Genomic DNA, 21261 nt, shown 5'->3' with positions numbered 1-21261 from the left:
CTATACCTTGATTGCCCCGACTTCTCCGGATGTGCGGTTTCGACGGGTCTCAGCGGCACACTAGAAATGCGCGGCCTGCTGTCGCCGCGCCAACAATAAAACATCAATCACGACCACTACGCGAGCAAACTGAATGTCACCTTCCTCTACCGACAAGATCGCGCTCTTCATCGACGGAGCCAATCTCTACGCGACGGCGAAAACCCTGGGCTTCGACATCGATTACAAGCGCCTGCTGAAGGAGTTTCAGAGCCGCGGGACGCTGCTCCGGGCGTTCTACTACACCGCGATCATCGAGGATCAGGAATACTCCTCGATCCGCCCGCTGATCGACTGGCTGGATTACAACGGCTACACCGTCGTGACCAAGGCGACCAAGGAGTTCATCGACGCCTCCGGCCGCCGCAAGGTCAAGGGCAACATGGACATCGAGCTCGCCGTGGACGCCATGGAGCTTGCCGAGCACATCGACCAGATGGTGCTGTTCTCCGGTGACGGCGACTTCCGCTCCCTGGTCGAGGCCGTGCAGCGCCGCGGCGTGCGGGTCACGGTGATCTCCACCATCGCCAGTCAGCCGCCGATGATCGCCGACGAACTGCGCCGCCAGGCCGACGTCTTCACCGATCTCGTCGAGCTGCAATCCAAGCTCGGCCGCGATCCGTCCGAACGCCCCGCCCCGCGTGACCGCGGCGAGCGTGGTGAGGGACGCCACCACGCCCCGCAATTCCTCCAGCGCGCAACCACGATGGCGCCGAGGGGCGATGACGACTTCGAGGAGTGAGGCGGCCCGGTCAAGCCGCCAGTCTCCCAACGTCGTTCCCGACCGCGATTGTCCGCTCTGTCCGCGTCTGGTCGCCTTTCGCGAGGCGAACCGGGCGCGAGAGCCGTTCTGGCACAATGCGCCTGTTGCACCTTTCGGCGACATCAAGGCCCGCCTGTTGATCGTCGGCCTCGCGCCGGGGATGCAGGGCGCCAACCGCACGGGGCGGCCGTTCACCGGCGACTATGCTGGTGACCTGCTCTACGCCACGCTGCTCGAATATGGCTTCGCCAAGGGCAGCTATCAGGCGCGTCCCGATGACGGCCTGAAGCTGGTCGACTGCCGGATCGCCAACGCAGTGCATTGCGTGCCGCCGCAGAACAAGCCGCTGCCGGTCGAGATCAACACCTGCCGGCAGTTTCTGGTGGCAAATCTCGAGACGATGCCGAAGCTGCGCGCGATCATCGCGCTCGGGCGGATTGCGCACGACAGCGTGCTGAAGCCGCTGAACCTGAAGGCCTCGCAGGCCCCCTTCAGCCACGGCGCCGTGCATCAGGCCGGCGCGTTCAGGCTCTACGACAGCTATCATTGCTCGCGCTACAACACGAACACCCGCGTGCTGACGCCGGACATGTTCCGCTCGGTGTTCGCGAAGGTGAAGGCGGATCTGGATTAGGCGCGGACCGGATTGGCCTTCAGCCAGTCGAGCACGTCGCCCGCGTTCCGGTCGGGCGGAAACACCGGATAGAACACGTGCGTGATGCGGGCGTCGTCGACGATCAGCGCGAGACGCTTGATCAGCGTGAGGCCTGCGACCTCCATCGTCGGCAAGTTCAGGGCGCGCGTCAGCGCCAGCTTCTCGTCCGACAGCACGGGGAACGGCAGATGCAGCCGTGACGCCATCTCGGTCTGGTATGCGTTGCTCTGCGTCGAAAGACCGAACACCTGCGCCGCGCCGGCGGCCTTCAGTTCGGCGAACAGATCACGAAACGCGCAAGTCTGCGGCGTGCAACCGCGCGCGCCCGGGATCATGTCCCAATCGTCGACCAACGAAATCTTGCCGGGTTCGCCGGTGCGGGGATATGCAAACACCACGGTCCGGCCACGCATCGCCGACAGCGTCACCGAGGTGTCGTCGGTCGCGAGCAGACCGATTGGCGGCAGCGTCATGCCGGCCAGATGCGCGGCCGCGCCGTCGTCTTCAGGTGCGGGGATCTGGCTCCAATCGACCTCGAGCAGGTTGCGCTGATTCATCTCGCTATCCCCTCGCCCGCATCAGGCGGCCCTTCTCGCGGCTCCAGTCGCGCTTCTTCTCGGTCTCGCGCTTGTCGTGCAGCTTCTTGCCCTTTGCAACCGCCAGCTGCAATTTGGCGCGCCCGCGCTCGTTGAAATAGAGCTTGAGCGGGATCAGCGTCATGCCTTCGCGGTCGACGGCGCCCATCAGCTTGTTGATCTGCCGGCGATGGAGCAGCAATTTTCGCGGCCGCTTGGGCTCGTGATTGAAGCGGTTACCTTGCAGATATTCGGGAATGGTGGCGTTAATCAGCCAGATCTCGCCGTTCTTGGAGTCGGCGTAGGATTCCGCGATCGTGCTCTTGCCGTTGCGGATCGATTTGACCTCGGTGCCGGTCAGCGCAATCCCCGCCTCGATCGTATCCTCGATCGCATAGTTGAAGCGGGCCTTGCGATTTTCCGCCATGACCTTGATCGGACGTTCGTTCTTATCAGCCATGGCAATGAGACCTGAGCGCGATGCGCAGCAATGCTAACAGTCTGGGTGAAGCGCGCGCGTCACTTCTTGAGGAGATCGCGGATCTCGGTCAGCAGCACGACCTCCGCCGACGGCTTCGGCGGCTCCGCGGACTTGGTCTCTTCCTTTCGCTTCAGAGTGTTCATGGCGCGGATCACCAGGAACAGCACGAAAGCGACGATGATGAAGTTGATCGTCAGCGTCAGGAAGCTGCCGTAAGCAAGTACGGCGCCTTGCTTTTTCGCATCCGCTAAGTTGGTGGCGGTCACCGCCTTCGACAAGGGGGCGAAGTAGTTCGAGAAGTCGAGGCCGCCGGTCGCCGCGCCGATGAGCGGCATGATGATGTCACCGACCAAGGAGGTGACGATGGCGCCGAAGGCCGCACCGATGATGACGCCGACCGCGAGATCGACGACGTTGCCCTTCATGGCGAATTCGCGGAACTCCGTAAGCATCCGCCTGCCCTTTTCATCGACGCTCATGACGGCCTCCCCGTTTTGGTCAACCCATCAGTTGATCAGCCCAGCATGAACCATGGCGCTGCGCACGGCAACGCGCGTCGGCTCGGTGACCGGCACCATCGGCAGCCGCAGCGTCTCGTCGAGCTTGCCGAGCAGCGACATGGCGTACTTGATCGGTGCCGGGTTGCTCTCGATGAAGAGGTTGTTGTGCAGCGGCATCAGCTTGTCGTGAATCTTCAGCGCGGTGGCATGGTCACCCCTGGCCCAGGCGGCCTGGAACTCCGAGCACAGGCGCGGCGCGACGTTGGAGGTCACCGAGATGCAGCCGTGGCCGCCATGCGCCATGTAGCCGATGATGGTCGCGTCCTCGCCCGAGAGCTGGTTGAAATCCTCGCCCATCGCCGCGCGCTGCTGCGACACCCGCACCATGCTGGCGGTGGCGTCCTTGACGCCGGCGATGTTCTTCAGCTCCCACAGCCGCGTCATGGTGTCGACCGACATGTCGATCACCGAGCGCGGCGGGATGTTGTAGATGATGATCGGAATGCCGATCGCGTCGTTGATGGCCTTGAAGTGCTGGTACATGCCTTCCTGGGTCGGCTTGTTGTAGTAAGGCGTCACCACCAGCACGGCGTCCGCGCCCGCCTTCTCGGCGTGCTGGGCGAGTTCGATCGCTTCCTTGGTCGAGTTGGAGCCGGCGCCGGCTACGACGGGCACGCGGCCCTTGGCTTCAGCGATGCACCATTCGACCACCTTCTTGTGCTCGTCATGGCTGAGCGTCGGGCTCTCGCCGGTGGTCCCGACCGGGACCAGGCCGTTGGTGCCCTCCGAAATCTGCCAGTTGACCAGGGATCGGAACGCCGCCTCGTCCAGCGAGCCGTTCTTGAACGGCGTGACCAAGGCGGTGAAGGACCCCCGGAATTTCGTCTTGGCTGCCATGGACTTCCTCCGTACGCGGCTATCTCTTGAGCAAGCCCCTTTCATATCGGGTCTATCCCGCCGGTAAAAGGCCCGCTTCCGTGTGACACACCGTTTAGGCCGCGATTTTGCCGCGGTGGTGGTGCAAACCGGGCCGCGGTAAGCGGCTGTTGGTATTTTGTCCGCATATTCAATCAAATACAGCTAGATCTTGTAGAGACAGGTCTTGGGCCAGTTGACTGATTCGGGGCGACGAAACGCCGTGACCTCATTCCCTCGTGCCGTTTGGCGATCCACCCGTCTGATAATGTGCCTGATGACAGGGCTGACGGTCGGCTGCGCCGCCCTGGCCAAGTCCAATGAGACGACCGCGGAAGCGGGCAAGGATACCGCGAAGCCGGCCGCCAAGAATACCGCCAGGGACACCACCAAGGACGCTGCGAAGGGCGCCTCCAAGGGAACCGACAAGGAAACTTCGAAAGACGCGGCCAAAGGAGCAAGCCAAGGAGCCAGCAAGGGCGCAAGCAAAGGCGCGAGCCAGGGTGCCGCCGGCGCTCCGGCCAAGGACGCTGCGAAGAAACCGGCCAAGGAGATTGGCAAGGACGCCGGCAAGAGCGCCGGAAAAGAGCCCGCAAAGGACAAGCCCAAGCCTGCCGCAGCAGCAGCTCCGCCGAAATCGCATCCGGCCGCCAGCGCCTCGCCGCCGAAAGCCGCATCCGCGCCGGCCGTGACGGCCACCGTCAGACCTGCCGCCCCCGCCGTCAGGCCGGCAGCAGCGCCCGTGCTGGCTCCGGCGACTCGCCAGCATGCCGCGCCGCGCAAGCCGGTCATCCCGGCCGCTGTCGCCGCGACGTCCTCGACGCCGCAGGGTGACAAGGATGCCCTCGAGAGCGTCATCGAGCTCGTGCGCAAGCGCAAGGCGGGTGAAGCCAGCAACGTCGCAGCAGGCATCTCGGATCCGGTCGCGCGAAAACTGGCGGAATGGATCATCCTGCGCAGCGAGGACAATGGCGCCACCGTGGAGCGCTACCGCGCCTTCCTCTCCGCCAATCCGAGCTGGCCGTCGCAGACCTTCCTGCGCCGCCGCCTCGAGGCCGCGATGTGGGACGACAGGCGCGACGAGTCCGTCGGTTGGTCGTGGTTCGAGAATGAATCACCCGTGTCCGCCAAGGGCCGTTTCACGCTCGCCAAGGCGATGCTGGCGCGCGGCGACCGCGCCAATGCCGAGCGGCTGGTGCGCGAGGCCTGGCGCAGCGATCCGATGTCCGAGGACACCGAGAACAACGCGCTCGACCAGTTCGGCGCCCTGCTGACGCCGGGCGATCAGAAGGCGCGGATGGACACCCTGCTCTACGGCAGCGAGAACGAGGCCGCGCTGCGCGCCGCAAAGCGCCTGGGTGCGGGCTATGTCGCACTCGCAAAGGCCCGCATCGCCGCGGTCAAGAAGGCGCCGAACGCGCGCGCGCTGCTCGACGCCGTGCCCCGCGAGCTGCACAACGACCCCGGCTTCATCTTCAGCAAGATCCAGCTGCTGCGCCGCGAGGAGAAGTTCGCCGAGGCAGCGCAGCTCATGCTATCGGCGCCGAAGGATCCGGGTCGTCTCCACAATCTCGACGAATGGTGGATCGAGCGGCGCCTCCTGGCGCGCAAGATGATCGACACCGAGGAATTCCGCAGCGCCTATCTGATCGCGCGCGACGCCGCGCTGCCCTCGCGCGACATCTACAAAACCGAGCAGGAGTTCACGGCCGGGTGGATCGCGCTGCGCTTCCTCAACGACCCCGCGGCCGCCACCCAGCATTTCGCGCGCATCGGCGTCGGCAGCGTCAACCCGACCGCGCTGGCGCGTGCCGGCTATTGGCAGGGCCGCGCCGCGGAAGCCGCAGGGCGCCAGCAAGAGGCGCGCAACGCCTATGCTCGTGCCGCCGAACAGTCGACCAGCTATTACGGCCAGCTCGCCCGGGCCAAGCTCGGCCTGCCGCAGATCGAGCTCAACAGCCAGCCGCGCGGCCGTGGCGCCGAGCGGCTGGAGATCGTGCGCGCCGCGCAGCTGCTCTACGAGCTCGACGAGCGCGAGATGGCGATACCGCTGCTTGCCGACATGGGCGAGAACGGCGATCCCGAAGCGCTCGCCGGCCTCGGCGAGCTGACGCAGCGCTACAACGATGCGCGCGGCATGCTGCTGCTCGGCAAGGCCGCACTCAACCGCGGCCTGCCGTTCGACTTCTACGCCTACCCCGTCAACGGCATTCCGCAGTTCACGCCGATCGGTCCCGAAGTCGAGCGCAGCATCGTCTATGCGATCGCCCGGCAGGAGAGCGCATTCAATCCGTCAGTGGTCTCGCCGGCGCAGGCCTACGGCCTGATGCAGGTGACGCCCGACGCCGCGCGTTATGTCTGCAAGCGGCACGGCGCGACTTACGATCTTGGGCGGCTGAAGAACGATTCGGTCTACAACGCCACGCTCGGCTCGGCCGAGCTCGGCGGATTGCTCGAGGATTATCGCGGCTCCTACATCATGACCTTTGCCGCCTACAATGCCGGCCGCGGCAGCGTGAAGAAGTGGGTCGAGCGCTACGGCGATCCGCGCGACCCCAAGGTCGACGCGGTCGACTGGGTCGAGCTTATTCCGTTCTCCGAGACCCGCAATTACGTGCAGCGGATCATGGAGAACCTGCAGGTCTACCGGGCCCGCTTCGGCGGCGGCACGCGCCTGCAGATCGAAGCCGATCTGCGCCGCGGCGCCGGCAGCGTGGAATAACGATCCGCTCTTCGCTTCGCAGCCGCGACCAGGGGTGGCGAGCGCTGTCTCGGTAGGACTTGAGCCGCCGCATATCCAGAGATCCAAGGCGATCCTGGGGCGAGCCTCCTCGACGCACTCCTTGAGCGCTGCGACAGGCTGCGGCCAGATCGGCAAGCTCACCGTTGCCTCGCGGTGCAGATGAAAGCGCCTGTCGCCACCGCTGCAAAGGCAGATCAGCGAGGCGTTGGCGCGGGCACGCCGGCCAACGGCAATCCTCCGCCTGCGCGCCATGTCAGGGATGGGAGGCGCGGAGCCCCCTCGCCCATAACCGCTTCCATCAGATCCCAACCAAAACCGATCAATGGAGAGCGACGCGCCAACTTGGCCCGTTGCGCGAAGCGAGAAGGCAAGCACCGCGGCACAAACAAAAGCCCCGGCGGTTTCCCGCCGGGGCTCTCTGTCAGGTCGTTAGACCGAACTTACCAGTTGCGCTGAGCGCGGAGGAGCAGGGTGATGGTGTCCTGATCCTTCAGCTCGTACACAGCAGCCGGCTTGGCCGTCGTGCCGGAACCAGCGTAACCAACAGTACCGGAGTACTTCTGGTCGAGATGGGTCCAGTTCAGGTCAGCCGAGAAGGTGAGGTTCTTGACCGGGGTCCAGCGGGTGATGATACCGATCTGGCCGATGGCGAAGTCAGGGTTACAACCCGTCACACCGGCGAGACCGCCGAACACGCCGCCAGCACCACCGGCGCCGCAGAGCGTGGTCTTGGCCAGCGAACCGTACTGCGCCTGAGCGTAGGCACCGTACAGCGCGGTGTTCCAGTAGGCATCCCAGTTGTGGGTGTAAGCACCACGGAAGCCCCAGGTCTTGACGGTTTCCTGCGCGCCGCCCGTGATGAACACGGTGTCCGGAGCGATGGCGAAGCCGACGCTCTGGTAGGCGATGCCGGAGTTGCCGAACATCGAGTAGCTGCCGCCCGCCAGGTTCTGGAAGTTGTAGCGGGACGCGCCGTCGGTGTAGACGCCCGAAATGTTGATCACGTCACCCGCACCAGTCGGGATGTTCTTGATCGACAGAGCGAGCTGAACAGCCCAACCCCACTTGTCGTCGGGGTGGCCAGTCGGCTCGGTAGCGCCGTAGTAGGCAACGTGGTTGTCATGCGCAGCGACCGACGCCTGGAAGAGACCCCAAGCCTGGTCGACACGAACCATACCGACGAGGTTCGGGGAACGCGAACCGCCGATGGCGTTCGAGCCATAGGAGCCGCCGATCATGCCAGCCGCCGAGGCGCCGGACATGTTCAGGTTGCCGGCCTGGTAGTAAGCCGTCGCGTCTTCAGCCGAGAACGACGCCGTCACGCCCTGACCGAAGTCAGCGGTGTAGGTGAACTGGTTGACACCAGTGACCGTGCCGGAACCGCCGACGAGGCTGTCGAAGTTGTTGCCGGGATAGTTGGTCCAGGGCGCGTCGAACTGCGACACGGCCTTACCCATGGTGAAGCCAGCGAACTGGATGAAGGCGTAGTACACGCCGAGCGAACCGCCCGAGGTGTTGCCGTCGGTGCCGTTGATCGACGAACCAACGAGCGCCGGGGTGGCGCCGGAGGTGTTGAGCGCCAGCGTGCCGCTGTAGGCGGTCGTGCCGGTCGCGCTGCCCGTGCCGGCGTAGTTGCCGGTGGTCCAGGAGAACACGCCGTCGAAGAAGGTACGGACGACGCCGTACTCGGTCGCGGTGCGCGTGTCGATGTTGAGATCTTCACGAGCGCGCATGGTGTAGTAGTTCGTCAGACGATTGCGCGCACCGTTGTTGCTGGTGAGCTGGCCGCTGAAGTCCGAGTTGGTGTTCAGCGCGACTTCAGCGCGCAGATAACCACCCAGCTTGATGCAAGTGTCGGTGCCCGGGATATAGTAGAAGCCCGCGCCGTACAGCGAGCAGATCTTCACGTATTCGACCGCCTTGGCCTTCACGGGCAGATCTGCTGCTTGAGCTCCGCCCACGGCGATCAGACCCGCCGCTGAGCCGAGCAAAAGGCTCTTAACCAACTTCATGTTAAACCTCCAAGTTGCTCTTCAGGGAAGGTCACTGACCGGACGGCCAATTCCCCAACCCCCTTTAAATCACCGCTTTGGGCTCCTTCGCGTCTTCGGACACACCCGCATGAACGCGAGGGACTTAAGCGAATAACCTAAACGGGACGACCTCGGGATGCCCCCCTCCGTCGCTCAGTCACAATTACCGAACGTCCTTGCACACACAACAAGAGAACGCTTCGAAACGGGCCTGAGAAGCTTGTTTTCCGACGGGTGTTGCACAAATAACACGCAGATGTGATCACAGCGCCCTCGCAAGGCATTGTTTTCTCTTGTGTTTTTAACGCGGTTCCATCTGCCGTCAAAGTTCCCTGCTTTAGACGCCGCGGGCGAGATCCTGGCGGGGAGAGGCTTTGACGCGCGCGAATCGTGGAATCACAGGGAGACTCAAGGAGGAAGCCATCGCCCTGCTCCGCGTCTTCTGGAACGATGCAGGCGGCGGCCTCGAGGTGCGCGACACGCACCGTCTGTGGATAGTGGGGCTATTGGGCAAGCCGGCGGAGACCACCCGATTCGAACTTTCGACCGCCCGCTCCCGAAACTCTTGATTCTTCCAGAAAACTCAGCCTCTTACGCCAGCAAAGAGGTTCTCCGTCGGCGAAACCGTCCCTGGAGGCTGCAGCTCTGGGCCCATTCTCGCAACGTTACGGTCATGCCCCGGGAGCAAACTGCTTCGTTGCGAAAATCGCTGGGAATATTCGAGCACAAACACGCGCTTACAAATTGACCAGCCCAAGCAATTAGATGCATAAGGCTCGCACCGGAGAGGTGGCCGAGTGGCTGAAGGCAACGCTTTGCTAAAGCGTCATACGGTCTCAAGCTGTATCGAGGGTTCGAATCCCTCCCTCTCCGCCACCCAGCAGCAGAATCAATCAAGATCTGTGCGCTCTTTAACCTGAAGTCGGGCGCGAAAGCCTGCCGCAAGGATCGGCGCGGCGAACTCGGCTCGATTCGCACCACCTTATATGTGTGGGTATGTGCTTGGGTCTGCGACTAGCGGTGGAACCGCCAGATCCGCCAATGCGAGGGTGAAATCAGCACCGCCTCGCCTGCCCAGATAATTGTACCAGACGCCGGACCTGCGCCGGCACGGAAACGACCAGGGCAAAGCCCCGCCTTGTGCGGACGTCCGAGTTCCAGATCGCACTCATCGGGAGCGATCTGAATCGGCAGCCATCGTTCATCGGTGTCGGGCTCGCTCATGCCGCACGGGTCTTGTGTGGCGGCATGACGTAAAGACATGATTCAGCGCAATTGCGTCCACCCGTGCGAACACGGGTGCGGATGCGATGCTCGGTTCAGTGCGTGGAGACCCACGCCCTCGCCTCGCGCTGTGCGGCCGAGATCTCGGCCTCCGACATCTGCGAGGCGATTTCCTGGCGCAGCGTCACGGCGTCCTTGCGGCCCTTCAGGGCGGCGAGGTTGAACCATTTGTGCGCGGCGACGAGATCGACGAGCCCGGACCGGCCGCTCGCCCAATAGATCCCGCGCTCGAACAACACGTCCGACAATGCGGTCGCGTTGATCGGCGTTGCCGTCTCCAGATCGAAAGTACCCTGAAACATAACGCATCCCCTTTTTTCTTGTGCCTTGCTCCCCCGAGCGCGGCTCCCGTCCAACTCTGATGTGCATGACCCTTTCTGGGGCCGTGCACTGTTCAACTCTTCCCTTAGTCTTCTTGCTCAAGGCCGTTTGCCGGCTTGTTGGAGGTGATGATGGCGGGCAAATTTGAATGGCAGTTTAAGTATCGCGATGAAGCAGACGTAAACGCGAGCGCGCGGCACCGACGCGCAGAATTCGAAAAGTCCCTGATTTGCAGGCACTTCTACGATTCGTCAGATTTGGTTTACCCTGGAATTTTGGGACATCGATAACCATCGCGCGCGGTGGGACTCATCCTGTGGCGTTCCCACGCGCTGTCGGCACCCGCGGCCGGCCACTGTCCAGGCATTCGCGGGGACCCGTCGTCCTGGAGCGCAGAAACGACAGCGAAGGCGGCAGGCCGATGACCCGGCACTCCCGAGACGTGTGGCACGCGAAGCCTGGGCGGACTCGATCGCCCGGTCGAGGCCCGGCGATGACAGCGCGAATGGCGGAAGCGGCGTGCGAGCAGCGCTCAATCGGGCTGCAGCCCTCACCAGCCCAAGGTGAAGCGGCGAGCGCAACGATCACGCCGTGGTCAGATCAGCAATGTTGGGAAAAGGAAATGCCGGCAATACCCCGGCCTCAGGAGAACGAGGGCGTCGGCGAACACGTCAGGACCAGATTCCACTTTGACCGCGAGGCTACTCGTGAAATTGCAGAACCGGAGAACCGGCCCCACACCGAACGAAGAAAACTTGTTTCTTCTGCCGGACCGCAAAACAGAACGGTCCGACCGTTGACCTGATGTCTCGCCGACACCCTCTATCGTCGACCAGAACCTCCAGGAGGCGCTGATGACGTGCCGGCTCTCGAGGAGCCGGCAACTTCAGAAGCGAAGTTACTTCTTCTTGGCGACCTTGCGGGTCTTCTTCGCAGTCTTCTTCACTGCGCTCTTCGCCTTCTTCGCCTTCTTTGCCTTCTTAGCTTTCTTGGCCATGTTGCCCTCCGATGTGTGAGATGGCTTAATCGCTGCATGCATTCGGGGATCGAGTGCACACTCATCCCGAATACACCAACACAACGAAAAAAACAGCGTCTCGCTTAAAGAAGTGTTGACGACGCAAGACGCGTGCGCTTGGCGAGCGCGATGCAAGCACGCTGCATGACGTGTTTGCACGATCGCGCGGAGTGCCCGCATCGTCGATGTCTGCAACAGATGCGATTGCAGAAAACTCTATGCAGCAAGTATTTTTCTGCACGCACGTATCGTGCACGATCGACCCGACGATGCGCATCGTGATGGTCGAGATCACCTCGCAAAGGCGTTTCGCGGACTCTGAGTCGCGATTTTTGGCAACGAAAATATTTTCATGAATAATGCCGCGAGCGCTCGTCGGAGCGTCTGCGAGCCGCCGTTTTGCGCGAATCGCGTGACGGCGATTCGGCCGCCGCGTCGCCATCGATGGGATGAAGTTTACCGGAGAGGATGCGGGCGGGCGTCGCAGCCGAGGAACGAAAACGAGGTGACGAACTTATCCGTCACCTCGTTCGAACGTGCGAGATCAGATGCCGAGCTTCGACTTGAGCAGGTCGTTGACGCTCTGCGGGTTGGCCTTGCCGCCTGATGCCTTCATCACCTGCCCGACGAACCAGCCGAGCGACTGCGGCTTGTCCTTGACCTGTGCGGCCTTGTCGGGATTGGCGGCGATGATGTCGTCGACGACCTTTTCGATCGCCGAAAGATCGGTGACCTGCTTCATGCCGCGGCTTTCGACCAGCGCGCGGGGATCGCCGCCCTCCTGCCAGACGATCTCGAACAGATCCTTGGCGATCTTACCCGAGATCGTGCCCTCGCCGATCAGATCGACGATGCCCGAGAGCTGCTCGGCGCTCACCGGAGAGGCCGTAATGTCCCGGCCTTCCTTGTTGAGACGGCCGAACAGCTCGTTGATCACCCAGTTCGCCGCCGTCTTGCCGTCGCGCGCGCGGTTGCCGAGCTTGTCGAGCACCGTCTCGTAGAACACCGCGCTCTCGCGCTCGGCGACCAGCACGCTCGCATCATAGGCCGAGAGGCCGAGATCGGCGACGAAGCGCGTCTTCTTCTGGTCCGGCAGCTCCGGCAGCTTCGCCTTCAGCTCGTCGACGAATTGCTGGCTGAATTCGAGCGGCAGCAGGTCGGGATCGGGGAAGTAGCGATAGTCGTGCGCCTCTTCCTTGGACCGCATCGAGCGCGTCTCGCCCTTGCTGGGATCGAACCGGCGCGTCTCCTGCTCGATCTGACCGCCGTCCTCCAGGATCTCGATCTGGCGCCGCGCTTCATACTCAATCGCCTGGCCGATGAAGGTGATCGAGTTCATGTTCTTGATTTCGCAGCGGGTGCCGAGGGGCGCGCCGGGCTTGCGCACGGACACATTGACGTCGGCGCGCAAGGATCCCTTCTCCATGTCGCCGTCGCAGGTGCCGAGGTAGCGCATGATCGAGCGCAGCTTGGTGACATAGGCCTTGGCCTGCTCGGCGTCGCGGATGTCCGGTTTCGAGACGATCTCCATCAGCGCCACGCCACAGCGGTTGAAGTCGATGTAGGACAGCGACGGCGACCGGTCGTGCAGCATCTTGCCGGGATCCTGCTCAAGATGCAGCCGCTCGATGCCGATGGAGACACTGCGGCCGCCGTCGAGATCGACGATCACCTCGCCCTCGCCCACGACAGGCGACTTGTACTGGCTGATCTGGTAGCCCTGCGGCAGGTCCGGATAGAAATAGTTCTTGCGATCGAACACCGAGCGCAGGTTGATCTGCGCGTTGAGACCGAGCCCGGTCCGGACAGCCTGCCTGACGCATTCCTCGTTGATGACGGGCAGCATGCCCGGCATCGCGGCATCGACCAGCGACACTTGCGAGTTCGGCTCGCCCCCGAACGCGGTGGACGCGCCGGAGAACAGTTTCGACTTCGACGTCACCTGGGCATGGATCTCCATGCCGATGACGACCTCCCAGTCACCGGTGGCGCCGTTGAGAAGCTTGTGCGTGGCCGTGGTCATGTCGTGCTCCCGAGCAGCGTGGCAGCGATCCGCTCCCACTCCGCTTCCAATGAATCCTTTGCAGCGGGCTGACCGGCCTGGCGGTACCAATAGCCGGCATTGCCGAGATCGCCTTCGACGCGGTGCAAATAGGCGTGCACCCAGGCCGCGTCACGACTGTTGTCGTCCTGGACGATCCTGTGCGCCTGGTCCCAATCGCCCTTGGCGGCCCACCAGAGACCTCTAAGCGACGCGTTCAGAGCCGGCGCGGGCGCCGCGCCGTCGAGGCTTGCGATGAACGCGGCGGCATTCACCACCACCTCGCAGGCGTAAAGCGGCCGGCGGCCTGCTCGATCACCTCGCCGAGCGAGAACAGCGTCTCCTCCTCGAACGGGCGGCCGATCAATTGCAGGCCGAGCGGCAGACCCTGCGCGTCCTTGCCCGCGGGCACGGCGATGCCGGGCAGGCCCGCCATGTTGACGGTCACCGTGAAGATGTCGTTGAGATACATCTCGACCGGATCCGCGCCGCCCTTCTCGCCGATGCCGAAGGCCGCCGATGGCGTCGCCGGCGTCAGGATCGCGTCGACCCCCCGCGCGAAACAATCCTCGAAATCCTTCTTGATCAGCGTGCGCACCTTCTGCGCGCGCAGATAATAGGCATCGTAATAGCCGGCCGAGAGCACATAGGTGCCGATCATGACGCGGCGACGGACCTCCGCACCGAACCCCTCGGCGCGGGTGTTCTCGTAGAGCTCGTTGATGTTCCTGCCCTGCTCGCGCAGGCCATAGCGAACGCCGTCATAGCGCGCGAGGTTCGAGGACGCCTCGGCCGGCGCCACGATGTAGTAGGCCGGCAGCGCGTACTTCGTGTGCGGCAACGAGACTTCGACCAGCTCGGCGCCGGCCGCCTTCAGCCAGGCGGCGCCCTCGCTCCAGAGTTTTTCGATCTCGGCCGGCATGCCGTCGAGACGATATTCCCGGGGGATGCCGATCTTCATGCCCTTCACGGATTTGCCGATCGCGGCCTCGTAATCCGGCACGGGGATGTCGACCGAGGTCGTGTCCTTGGGATCGTGGCCGGCCATCGAGCGAAGCAGCATCGCGCTGTCGCGGACGCTGCGTGCGATCGGACCGGCCTGGTCGAGCGAGGAGGCAAAGGCGACGATGCCCCAGCGCGAGCAGCGGCCATAGGTCGGCTTGATGCCGACGGTCGCGGTGAAGGCCGCCGGCTGACGGATCGAGCCGCCGGTGTCGGTCGCGGTCGCACCCATGCAGAGCAGCGCCGCCACGGCCGAGGCCGAGCCGCCGGACGAACCGCCCGGCACCAGCGTCGTGTTGCTTCCTTCGCGCCGCCAGGGATTGCCGACCGGACCGAAGCACGAGGTCTCGTTGGCCGAGCCCATCGCGAACTCGTCATTGTTGAGCTTGCCGAGCATCACCGCACCGTCGCGCCACAGCTGCGAGGTGATGGTGGACTCGTAAGTCGGCACGAAATTGCCGAGGATCTTCGAGCACGCCGTGGTGCGCACGCCCTTGGTCGCGAACAGATCCTTGATGCCGAGCGGGATGCCGGCGAGCGGGCCGGCATCGCCCTTGGCGATCTTCTCGTCCACGGCCCTCGCCATGTCCCGCGCCTGCTCCGGCGTCTCCATCACGAAGGCATTGAGCACCCGCGCGGCTTCGATTGCGCTCAGATGCGCGTCGGTCAGCTCGAGGGACGTGAAAGTCTTGGCCGCGAGACCCTTGCGGGCCTCGGCGAGCGTCAGCGATGTCAAATCGGTCATTTATTGATCGGGCTGCAGAAGAACGGAGACAGGGTCTTGTCGTTGGCCGGGTCGTCTTTTTTCTTGGCGGCGGCGTTCGCGGCGGCCTCGATCTCGTCGAGCACGGCATTGACGGCGACGTTGGGATCGGCAGCCTTGCCCTGCCGCTCCATCTTGTCGAGATAGTTCATGTAGGCCTGATAGGCCTTCTCGTCGTCGCAAAGCATGCACATGACACAGGTCCTAAAAACTACTCGACGACCTTCGGCACCAGGAAGAAGTGGCCTTCGGTCGCAGGCGCGTTGGCAACGATATCGTCGGCGATCTCGCCGTCATCGACCACGTCCTGCCGCTTCTTCATCTGCATCGGGGTGACCGATGTCATGGGCTCCACGCCCTCGACATTGACCTCCGAGAGCTGCTCGACGAAGGCGAGCATGGCGTTGAGCTCGCCCTGCAGATGCGGAACCTCGCCCTCGGAAACCGCAATGCGCGCCAGATGCGCGATGCGGCGGACAGTAGCGGCGTCGACGGACATTATATAAGGCCTCTCACGGCAAAACCCATGTGCCGTATAGCAGAGGCCGGTTTTGCGCCGCAACCGGGTGACTGGCCTCAGTCAGCCAGCGCCTTCATCCGGGCCAGAGCGGATTTGGCAAAATCCCGGGTCAATTCGGCCGCGGGGACCTCGCGGCCCAGCGCCACGGCCTGGCCGGCCCAGAGATTGGTGAAATCGACCCTGCCCTGCTTTTCGGCAGCCGCTTTCAGCGGCCCCAGCGCGGTCGCGGCATGGGGGAACGGCGGTGCGTCCGGCGAGATCGGACCGGCCTCGCGCATCAGGCGGTTCTGGACGCCGCGCGCCGGGCGCCCGGTCATGACATTGGTGATCACGGTGGAATCGTCCCGCGCTTCAGCCAGCGCCTTGCGGCCTCCCGGCGAGACCTTGGATTCCGGACAGCGCAAGTAAGCGCTGCCGATCTGCACGCCCGAGGCGCCGAGCGCGAAGGCGGCGGCGATGCCGCGTCCGTCCGCGATGCCACCGGCCGCAATCACCGGCACCTTCACGGCATCGGCGACCTGCGGCACCAGCGCAAACGTGCCGGGCTGCTCGGAAATCTTGTCGGTCAGGAACATGCCGCGATGGCCGCCCGCTTCGGCGCCTTGCGCGATCACGGCATCGACGCTGTGCTGTTCGAGCCAGACGGCTTCCTTCACCGTTGTCGCCGACGAGATGACGAGGCAGCCGGCCGCCTTGACGCGCTCGAGCAGCGCCTGCTCCGGCAGGCCGAAATGGAAGCTGACGATTTCGGGCTTCAGCTCCTCGACGACCTCGCAGAACGCAGCGTCGAAGGGAGCGCGGTTCGCCGCAGAGATGGGCGCTGCTGGATCGAGACCATGCTCGGTGTAATAGGCCGTGAGCCGCTGCTTCCAGCGCGCTTCGGCCTCAGTCGAAAGGTCAACCGGCGTATGGCAGAAGAAGTTCATGTTCACCGGCGCCTTCACGCGCTGGCGAATGATGTTGACCTGCTCGCGCGCCTTCTCCGGCGACAGCATCGCGCTCGGCAGCGAGCCGAGCCCACCACCCTCTGCCACGGCAATCACCAGCTCCGCATCCATCACGCCGGCCATCGGCGCCAGCACGATCGGAAATTCGGTCTTGAAGAGGTCGATCAGTCGACGGTCAGGCCACATGGTTGTTCTCTCTAAATTCGGGCGACGGGCGCGATGGAGTTGCGGCGGCCGGCAAGAAGCTGCTCCGCTTCAGCCGCAATCCGCTCGACGATCTCGGCTGCCGGTGGAATATCATGGATCAGTCCGACCGCCTCGCCCGCGATCACGGCCGCGACGTCGAAATTTCCGGCGTCTTTTGCCGCCGCATATTCCGCCGCGACTGCAGCGACATTCTGCATCAGCTCGACTTCGCGGCCGATCCAGCGCCGGGCGTGATCATTGACCAGGCATCGGCCGGTAAACGGCGCCGGCCAGACATTGTTGCGGGAGAGATCGAAGATGATGCCGCGCAACGTCGAACCGCTGTTCGCCGCGCAGATGCGCCGCTTGGCCTCCTCCGCGCCGTCGGCCTCCACGCTTGCATAGAAGCGCGTGCCGAGCAGCACGCCGCTCGCGCCCAGCATCATCATGGCGGCGAGCCCGCGCCCGTCGGCAATGCCGCCGGCAGCGGCCACCGGCACGCCCGCGGCAAGATCGACGATCCCCGGCACGAGATCGACCGTGGTGCGGGAGGCGCCGTGACCGCCCGCCTCCGTTCCCTGCGCGATCAGAATATCGGCGCCGGCATCGAGCGCCTGCCGCGCCATCGCTTCGTCCTGAACCTGGCAGATCAGACGCGCGTCGGCCGACTTGATCCTGGCTGCGAACGGCGCGGGATCGCCAAACGACAACATGATCGCCGACGGCTTTGCCGCCAGCGCGATGTCGAGAAGCTCGGGCTGCTTGGCAAGGCTCCATGTGATGAAGCCGATCCCGAACGGCACGGACAGGGAGGCGAGCTTCGCCGTCTCCTGCTGCAACCAAATCCTCTCGCCATAGCCACCGCCCAGAATGCCAAAGCCGCCGGCACGGCTCACCGCCGCGACCAGACGGCTGCCCGCAATGACATCCATCGGCGCCAGCAGGACGGGATGGCTGATCTCAAGCAGCGTGGCCAGCGATGTCGTGATCGGCATGACTCTTTCCTGATCTGGACAGCGAGACTAGGCCCGACTAGCATTCTCGAAAAATGAATTGTAGCGAACGTTGCCATCTGAAAAGAGAAACGACATCATGGAACTCGGCGATCTCAAGACTTTTGCCGCAGTCGCCCGTACCGGTGGCATCACCCGCGCTGCGGAAGAGCTGAACACCGTGCAATCCAACGTCACCCAGCGCGTCAAGGCGCTGGAGGCGGAGATCGGCACGCCGCTGTTCGAACGCCACAGCCGCGGCATGACACTGACCGGCGCCGGCAAGCGCCTTTTGCCTTACGCGCAACGCATGGCCGCGCTCTCGCGCGAGGCCGTGCTCGCCGCGCGCGATGATGGCGAGCCGAAGGGACCGCTCGCGATCGGCTCGATGGAGACGACCGCGGCAGTGCGGCTGCCGCCGCTGCTCGCCGATTTCCACCGCCGTTGTCCCGCCGTGCGCCTGTCCTTGCGGACCGCGCCGACCGCCGACCTCGTCGCAAGCGTGCTCGAAGGTGCGCTCGATGGTGCCTTCGTCGCAGGGCCGATCGCGCATGACGACCTCACTGCGACGGGCGCCTTCCGCGAGGAGCTGGTGCTGGTCAGTGCGCGACGCTGGGCTTCGCTTGCCGAGCTGCGCGCCGGCACGCCGGAGTCCGGCCCGACCGCGCTGGTATTCCGCACCGGCTGCACCTATCGCCAGCGGCTCGAGCAGATCTTCGTCGAGTTCGGGTGGCCTTCAGCCGCGCGCTTCGAGCTCGGCACGCTCGACGGCATGATCGGCTGCGTCGCCGCCGACATGGGCGTGACGTTGCTGCCGCGCGCGGTCGTCGAACGCAGTGCGATGAATGGCACCGTCTCGATCCACACCCTGGGCGCCTCGCATGCGCGGGTCGAGACACTCTTCATCCAGCGTCGCGCCGGACATCAATCCAGCGCACTGGCCGGCTTTGCCGCTTGCCTGAAAACCGACCGGGACGTCATCGCAGCCTGACACGGCGACACCGCGTCAGGCTGCGCTTGTTCTAGAGTCGAATGTCCTCATAGGACTCGATCCGCCGCGGGCCGACCGAGGTCGCCTCGTGCGAATCCGAATCGGCGAGATTGCCGAAGTCGAGCCTGGTCAGTTTCGCGAGGTCCGCGATCGAGACCTGGAAGACGCTGACATCCTCCTCCGACATCTTCTCGCGCAGATCCACCTCCTGGATGCGATCGATGTCCATGATCAGCTTTCGCTGGCTCATCAGGAAAGCCGCCGCCTTGAGCGCGTCGTCGTCCTCGTTGCGTCGGATCAGGATCTTCCAGAAATATTTCGGGATTTGAACGCCGCCGAAGCTCGGATCCTTGCGCGGCCGCCCGGCCGGATTGGGCAGATCGGAGTCATCGGCGTCCGGTCCGTCGAACACCGGACCGTTCATGACGATGCCCTTCTCCTCGCCTTCGAGCAGGACATCGCGGGTGTAATCCTCCAGTCCCGCCCAGAGCTGCTTGCCCTGGTTGAACGAGAAGAACTGCGGCGAGCAATTGGTGAAATGGAAGGAATCGTCACCATGCTGCTTGGCCGCGGCGACGGTGTCGCCCCAGGTGGCGTCCAGCCGGCGCACGAGATGGCCACGGTCGAATGGATTCTTGCTGCGGTCCGCCTCGAGAGTCGCCTGCTTGCGGTAGAACTCGTCGCCGATCTGGGCATCGTCGTCGATGCGCGGATCTCGCAGCCAGGAATCACCCTCGCGCTTGCCGACGTCCTGCTGCTGCCCGCCGTCGATATTGACGCAGCTGAAGAAGGCGAGCCGGCGCTGCTTGTTCATGACGACGCTGTAGTTGAAATATTTCAGCTCGGACTGCCTGGAATTCCCCTTGAGCGTCGCGATCTCGGATTTGAGAGCGGTTGGAATCTTCGGCAAGGGCACCGAGAATTTCCCGGTGCCGAGAAAATTCGGCTTGTATCCGGGACGCGATTTCAGCGTGCTCTGATCGATATGCACGGCCTCCATTGGCAGGCCGTTCACACTGATGTTCGACGGGAGGCGGGCCGGCGGGGAGAGCAACGGCTTGCCGCCGTTTTGCATGCCGCCGTTCGCGCCTCCTCCGTTGCCTCCCGCGGGACCCGGCAGGGGTGCCGGCGGTACGAACGGAATGTCCGTCCTGAACGTCGGCAACGGCACGCGGATCGGGACCACCAGCGAGGTCCCGTCCAGGGACTGCTCGACCCAGAAATTGGTGCCGAAAGCAGGCGCGGCGACCGGCGGCCGAGCCTTCTCGACCACGATCCGGAGCGGCGGCTCTTCCTCGTCCAGCACCGGCTGGATCAGGGGATGGGAGCCGACGGCAACCTTGAGATCGGCGACGATCGCGCTGATCCGGATGCCTTCATTGGCAATCCAGTCGATCAGCGACTCGTCCATCGATGCCTTCCACACCTTGCCGTCCTTGGTCAGGGTGCGGCCCTGTGTATCCTTCCGGGGCACGCCGCTGTGATGCAGCGCGACCACCTGCCAGAAGCGGTTGAATGCCGGCGAGCCCGACGATCCCGCCGTCGTGTCGGTGTTGTACCAGAGGAAGTCGCCGACATATTTGAGCAGCTTGTTCTCGCGCACGCAGACCTGCTTCATCTGCCCGCTGGGATGCTGGACGATGGTGAGGTACTCACCGGGATCTGCCTTGCCGGGCGCGCCACTGAGCGGCAACCACCCCCAATCCTCGAGCTTTTCCCCGCCGGACAGCGAGGTCGACGCCACCGCGACGATGGAGAAATCCAGCCTGTCATTGGTGTAAAAGAACTTGCCCGGCTCGAAGCCGAACCGCACCGGCACGCGCTCCTGCCCCGCGATGTCGAGCTCGTAGTTGAAATCGGCGATCGAATTGGCGGCGTCGGCCGGCTTGCCGAAGACATGGTGGTTCGTCAACAGCAGGCCTGGCCCGATCAGAAAGCCCGAGCCGTAGCCGAGCAGGTTCGACTTGAGATCCCTGAGCTGAATGCGGCAGACCGAGCGCGAGGCGCCAGTCCCCTTGGCGAGATAGTTGATGCTGTCGAGATCATTGCCCTGGATGATCCGCTCCAGGCCGATCTCGGCCTTCTCCACGTCCTGCGTCTCGGCCAGCAGCTGGCGCTGGCGCACGCGCATCTTTTCGACGGTCATCTCGATCGGACCGTCGCCCAGTTTCCGGTTCAAGGCTTCAGGTGAGAATTCGGCTTGCTTGAATCGCCGTTCTGAGCCCGCGATCAGGCTTGGCTTGATGAGCATTGTGACCTCTCAAATGACGGGATGAAATTGGACGTGGCCGGCGCCTAAAAAATGCGCCAAGGTTGCAGCGTGCCCGACGCTGCCTATCGTTAAAAACGGGGGACGCACCCCGCTCTACCTTAAGCCTGCATTTCTAATCTCACGCAACCAAATGGTACCATGCCATGGTCTGCACGTGACCAGTGTGAGATTTCCCACATATCGTCGATGCACCCCGACATCACGATTTCGGGCTTGTTGC

General features: G+C 63.9%; 18 protein-coding genes and 1 tRNA gene. 5 read left to right on the top strand and 14 right to left on the bottom strand.

Annotation, left to right across the window (positions count from 1 at the left end; genetic code table 11):
- Positions 1-133 precede the first annotated feature (133 nt).
- Both C7G42_RS30155 and C7G42_RS30150 read left to right on the top strand, forming a co-directional pair.
- A complete protein-coding gene (locus tag C7G42_RS30155; protein ID WP_094977558.1) occupies positions 134-781 on the top strand; it encodes a LabA-like NYN domain-containing protein in 648 nt (215 codons plus the stop codon).
- Complete coding sequence (locus C7G42_RS30150; RefSeq protein WP_106952530.1) at positions 762-1436, top strand: uracil-DNA glycosylase; 675 nt, start codon at positions 762-764, stop codon at positions 1434-1436. The genes C7G42_RS30155 and C7G42_RS30150 overlap by 20 nt, the downstream gene beginning before the upstream one ends.
- Here C7G42_RS30150 and C7G42_RS30145 read toward each other — a convergent pair.
- Genes C7G42_RS30145 through dapA form a run of 4 tightly spaced genes read right to left on the bottom strand, consistent with a single transcriptional unit; the run spans position 1433 to position 3910 of the window.
- Positions 1433-2014: a peroxiredoxin gene (locus C7G42_RS30145; protein WP_106952529.1), complete on the bottom strand. Its 582-nt coding sequence runs from the start codon at positions 2012-2014 to the stop codon at positions 1433-1435. The two genes, C7G42_RS30150 and C7G42_RS30145, sit on opposite strands and share 4 nt — an antisense overlap.
- Positions 2015-2018: 4 nt before the next feature.
- Positions 2019-2492 (bottom strand): SsrA-binding protein SmpB, encoded by a 474-nt coding sequence (gene smpB / locus C7G42_RS30140; RefSeq protein WP_061847806.1) that lies wholly within the window; start codon positions 2490-2492, stop codon positions 2019-2021.
- Positions 2493-2551: 59 nt separating this feature from the next.
- On the bottom strand, positions 2552-2965 hold the full coding sequence (gene mscL, locus C7G42_RS30135; RefSeq protein ID WP_106952615.1) for a large conductance mechanosensitive channel protein MscL: 414 nt from the start codon (positions 2963-2965) through the stop codon (positions 2552-2554).
- Between the two features lie 54 nt (positions 2966-3019).
- Complete coding sequence (dapA, locus tag C7G42_RS30130) at positions 3020-3910, bottom strand: 4-hydroxy-tetrahydrodipicolinate synthase (RefSeq protein ID WP_106952528.1); 891 nt, start codon at positions 3908-3910, stop codon at positions 3020-3022.
- A 295-nt stretch (positions 3911-4205) separates the two neighbouring features.
- Here dapA and C7G42_RS30125 point away from each other — a divergent pair, with 295 nt between their 5' ends.
- The gene (locus tag C7G42_RS30125; RefSeq protein ID WP_199581211.1) at positions 4206-6650 is read left to right on the top strand and encodes a transglycosylase SLT domain-containing protein; all 2445 of its coding nucleotides are present in this window, start codon (positions 4206-4208) and stop codon (positions 6648-6650) included.
- Positions 6651-7111: 461 nt separating this feature from the next.
- Here C7G42_RS30125 and C7G42_RS30120 read toward each other — a convergent pair whose 3' ends face one another.
- Positions 7112-8683 carry a porin gene (locus C7G42_RS30120; protein ID WP_106952526.1) on the bottom strand — a complete coding sequence of 524 codons (1572 nt, stop codon included), beginning with the start codon at positions 8681-8683 and terminating at the stop codon, positions 7112-7114.
- Between the two features lie 804 nt (positions 8684-9487).
- Between C7G42_RS30120 and C7G42_RS30115 the strand changes: the two genes are divergently transcribed.
- Positions 9488-9580, top strand: a tRNA-Ser gene (locus C7G42_RS30115).
- 443 nt (positions 9581-10023) lie between these two features.
- Here the strand turns inward: C7G42_RS30115 and C7G42_RS30105 are convergent.
- The 8 genes from C7G42_RS30105 to C7G42_RS30060 all read right to left on the bottom strand — a co-directional run bounded on the left by C7G42_RS30105 (position 10024) and on the right by C7G42_RS30060 (position 17781).
- Complete coding sequence (locus C7G42_RS30105) at positions 10024-10290, bottom strand: hypothetical protein (RefSeq protein ID WP_106952525.1); 267 nt, start codon at positions 10288-10290, stop codon at positions 10024-10026.
- Positions 10291-11871: 1581 nt separating this feature from the next.
- On the bottom strand, positions 11872-13350 hold the full coding sequence (gene gatB, locus C7G42_RS30090) for an Asp-tRNA(Asn)/Glu-tRNA(Gln) amidotransferase subunit GatB (protein ID WP_106952524.1): 1479 nt from the start codon (positions 13348-13350) through the stop codon (positions 11872-11874).
- Entirely contained in the window at positions 13347-13649 is a 303-nt protein-coding gene (locus C7G42_RS30085) for a hypothetical protein (protein WP_106952523.1), read from the bottom strand. The genes gatB and C7G42_RS30085 overlap by 4 nt, the downstream gene beginning before the upstream one ends.
- Positions 13640-15115: an Asp-tRNA(Asn)/Glu-tRNA(Gln) amidotransferase subunit GatA gene (gene gatA / locus C7G42_RS30080; protein WP_106952522.1), complete on the bottom strand. Its 1476-nt coding sequence runs from the start codon at positions 15113-15115 to the stop codon at positions 13640-13642. The genes C7G42_RS30085 and gatA overlap by 10 nt, the downstream gene beginning before the upstream one ends.
- Positions 15112-15327: a hypothetical protein gene (locus C7G42_RS30075; protein WP_014494728.1), complete on the bottom strand. Its 216-nt coding sequence runs from the start codon at positions 15325-15327 to the stop codon at positions 15112-15114. Before C7G42_RS30075 ends, gatA begins: the two co-directional genes overlap by 4 nt.
- 17 nt (positions 15328-15344) lie before the next feature.
- Positions 15345-15632 (bottom strand): Asp-tRNA(Asn)/Glu-tRNA(Gln) amidotransferase subunit GatC, encoded by a 288-nt coding sequence (gatC, locus tag C7G42_RS30070; RefSeq protein ID WP_028143922.1) that lies wholly within the window; start codon positions 15630-15632, stop codon positions 15345-15347.
- Between the two features lie 77 nt (positions 15633-15709).
- Positions 15710-16786 carry an NAD(P)H-dependent flavin oxidoreductase gene (locus C7G42_RS30065; protein ID WP_106952521.1) on the bottom strand — a complete coding sequence of 359 codons (1077 nt, stop codon included), beginning with the start codon at positions 16784-16786 and terminating at the stop codon, positions 15710-15712.
- 11 nt (positions 16787-16797) lie between these two features.
- A complete protein-coding gene (locus C7G42_RS30060; protein WP_106952520.1) occupies positions 16798-17781 on the bottom strand; it encodes an NAD(P)H-dependent flavin oxidoreductase in 984 nt (327 codons plus the stop codon).
- A 97-nt stretch (positions 17782-17878) separates the two neighbouring features.
- On the opposite strand from C7G42_RS30060, the gene C7G42_RS30055 reads away from it, so the two are divergent.
- The gene (locus C7G42_RS30055; protein WP_106952519.1) at positions 17879-18769 is read left to right on the top strand and encodes a LysR family transcriptional regulator; all 891 of its coding nucleotides are present in this window, start codon (positions 17879-17881) and stop codon (positions 18767-18769) included.
- Between the two features lie 31 nt (positions 18770-18800).
- On the opposite strand, the gene C7G42_RS30050 is transcribed toward C7G42_RS30055, so the two are convergent.
- Positions 18801-21020: a DNA/RNA non-specific endonuclease gene (locus C7G42_RS30050; RefSeq protein WP_106952518.1), complete on the bottom strand. Its 2220-nt coding sequence runs from the start codon at positions 21018-21020 to the stop codon at positions 18801-18803.
- Between the last annotated feature and the right edge of the window lie 241 nt (positions 21021-21261).

It is taken from the genome of Bradyrhizobium sp. MOS003, assembly GCF_003020125.1.
GTDB lineage: Bacteria > Pseudomonadota > Alphaproteobacteria > Rhizobiales > Xanthobacteraceae > Bradyrhizobium.
The sequence above is the reverse complement of the archived record's forward strand: the minus strand, read 5'-3'. Positions and strand labels throughout refer to the sequence as shown.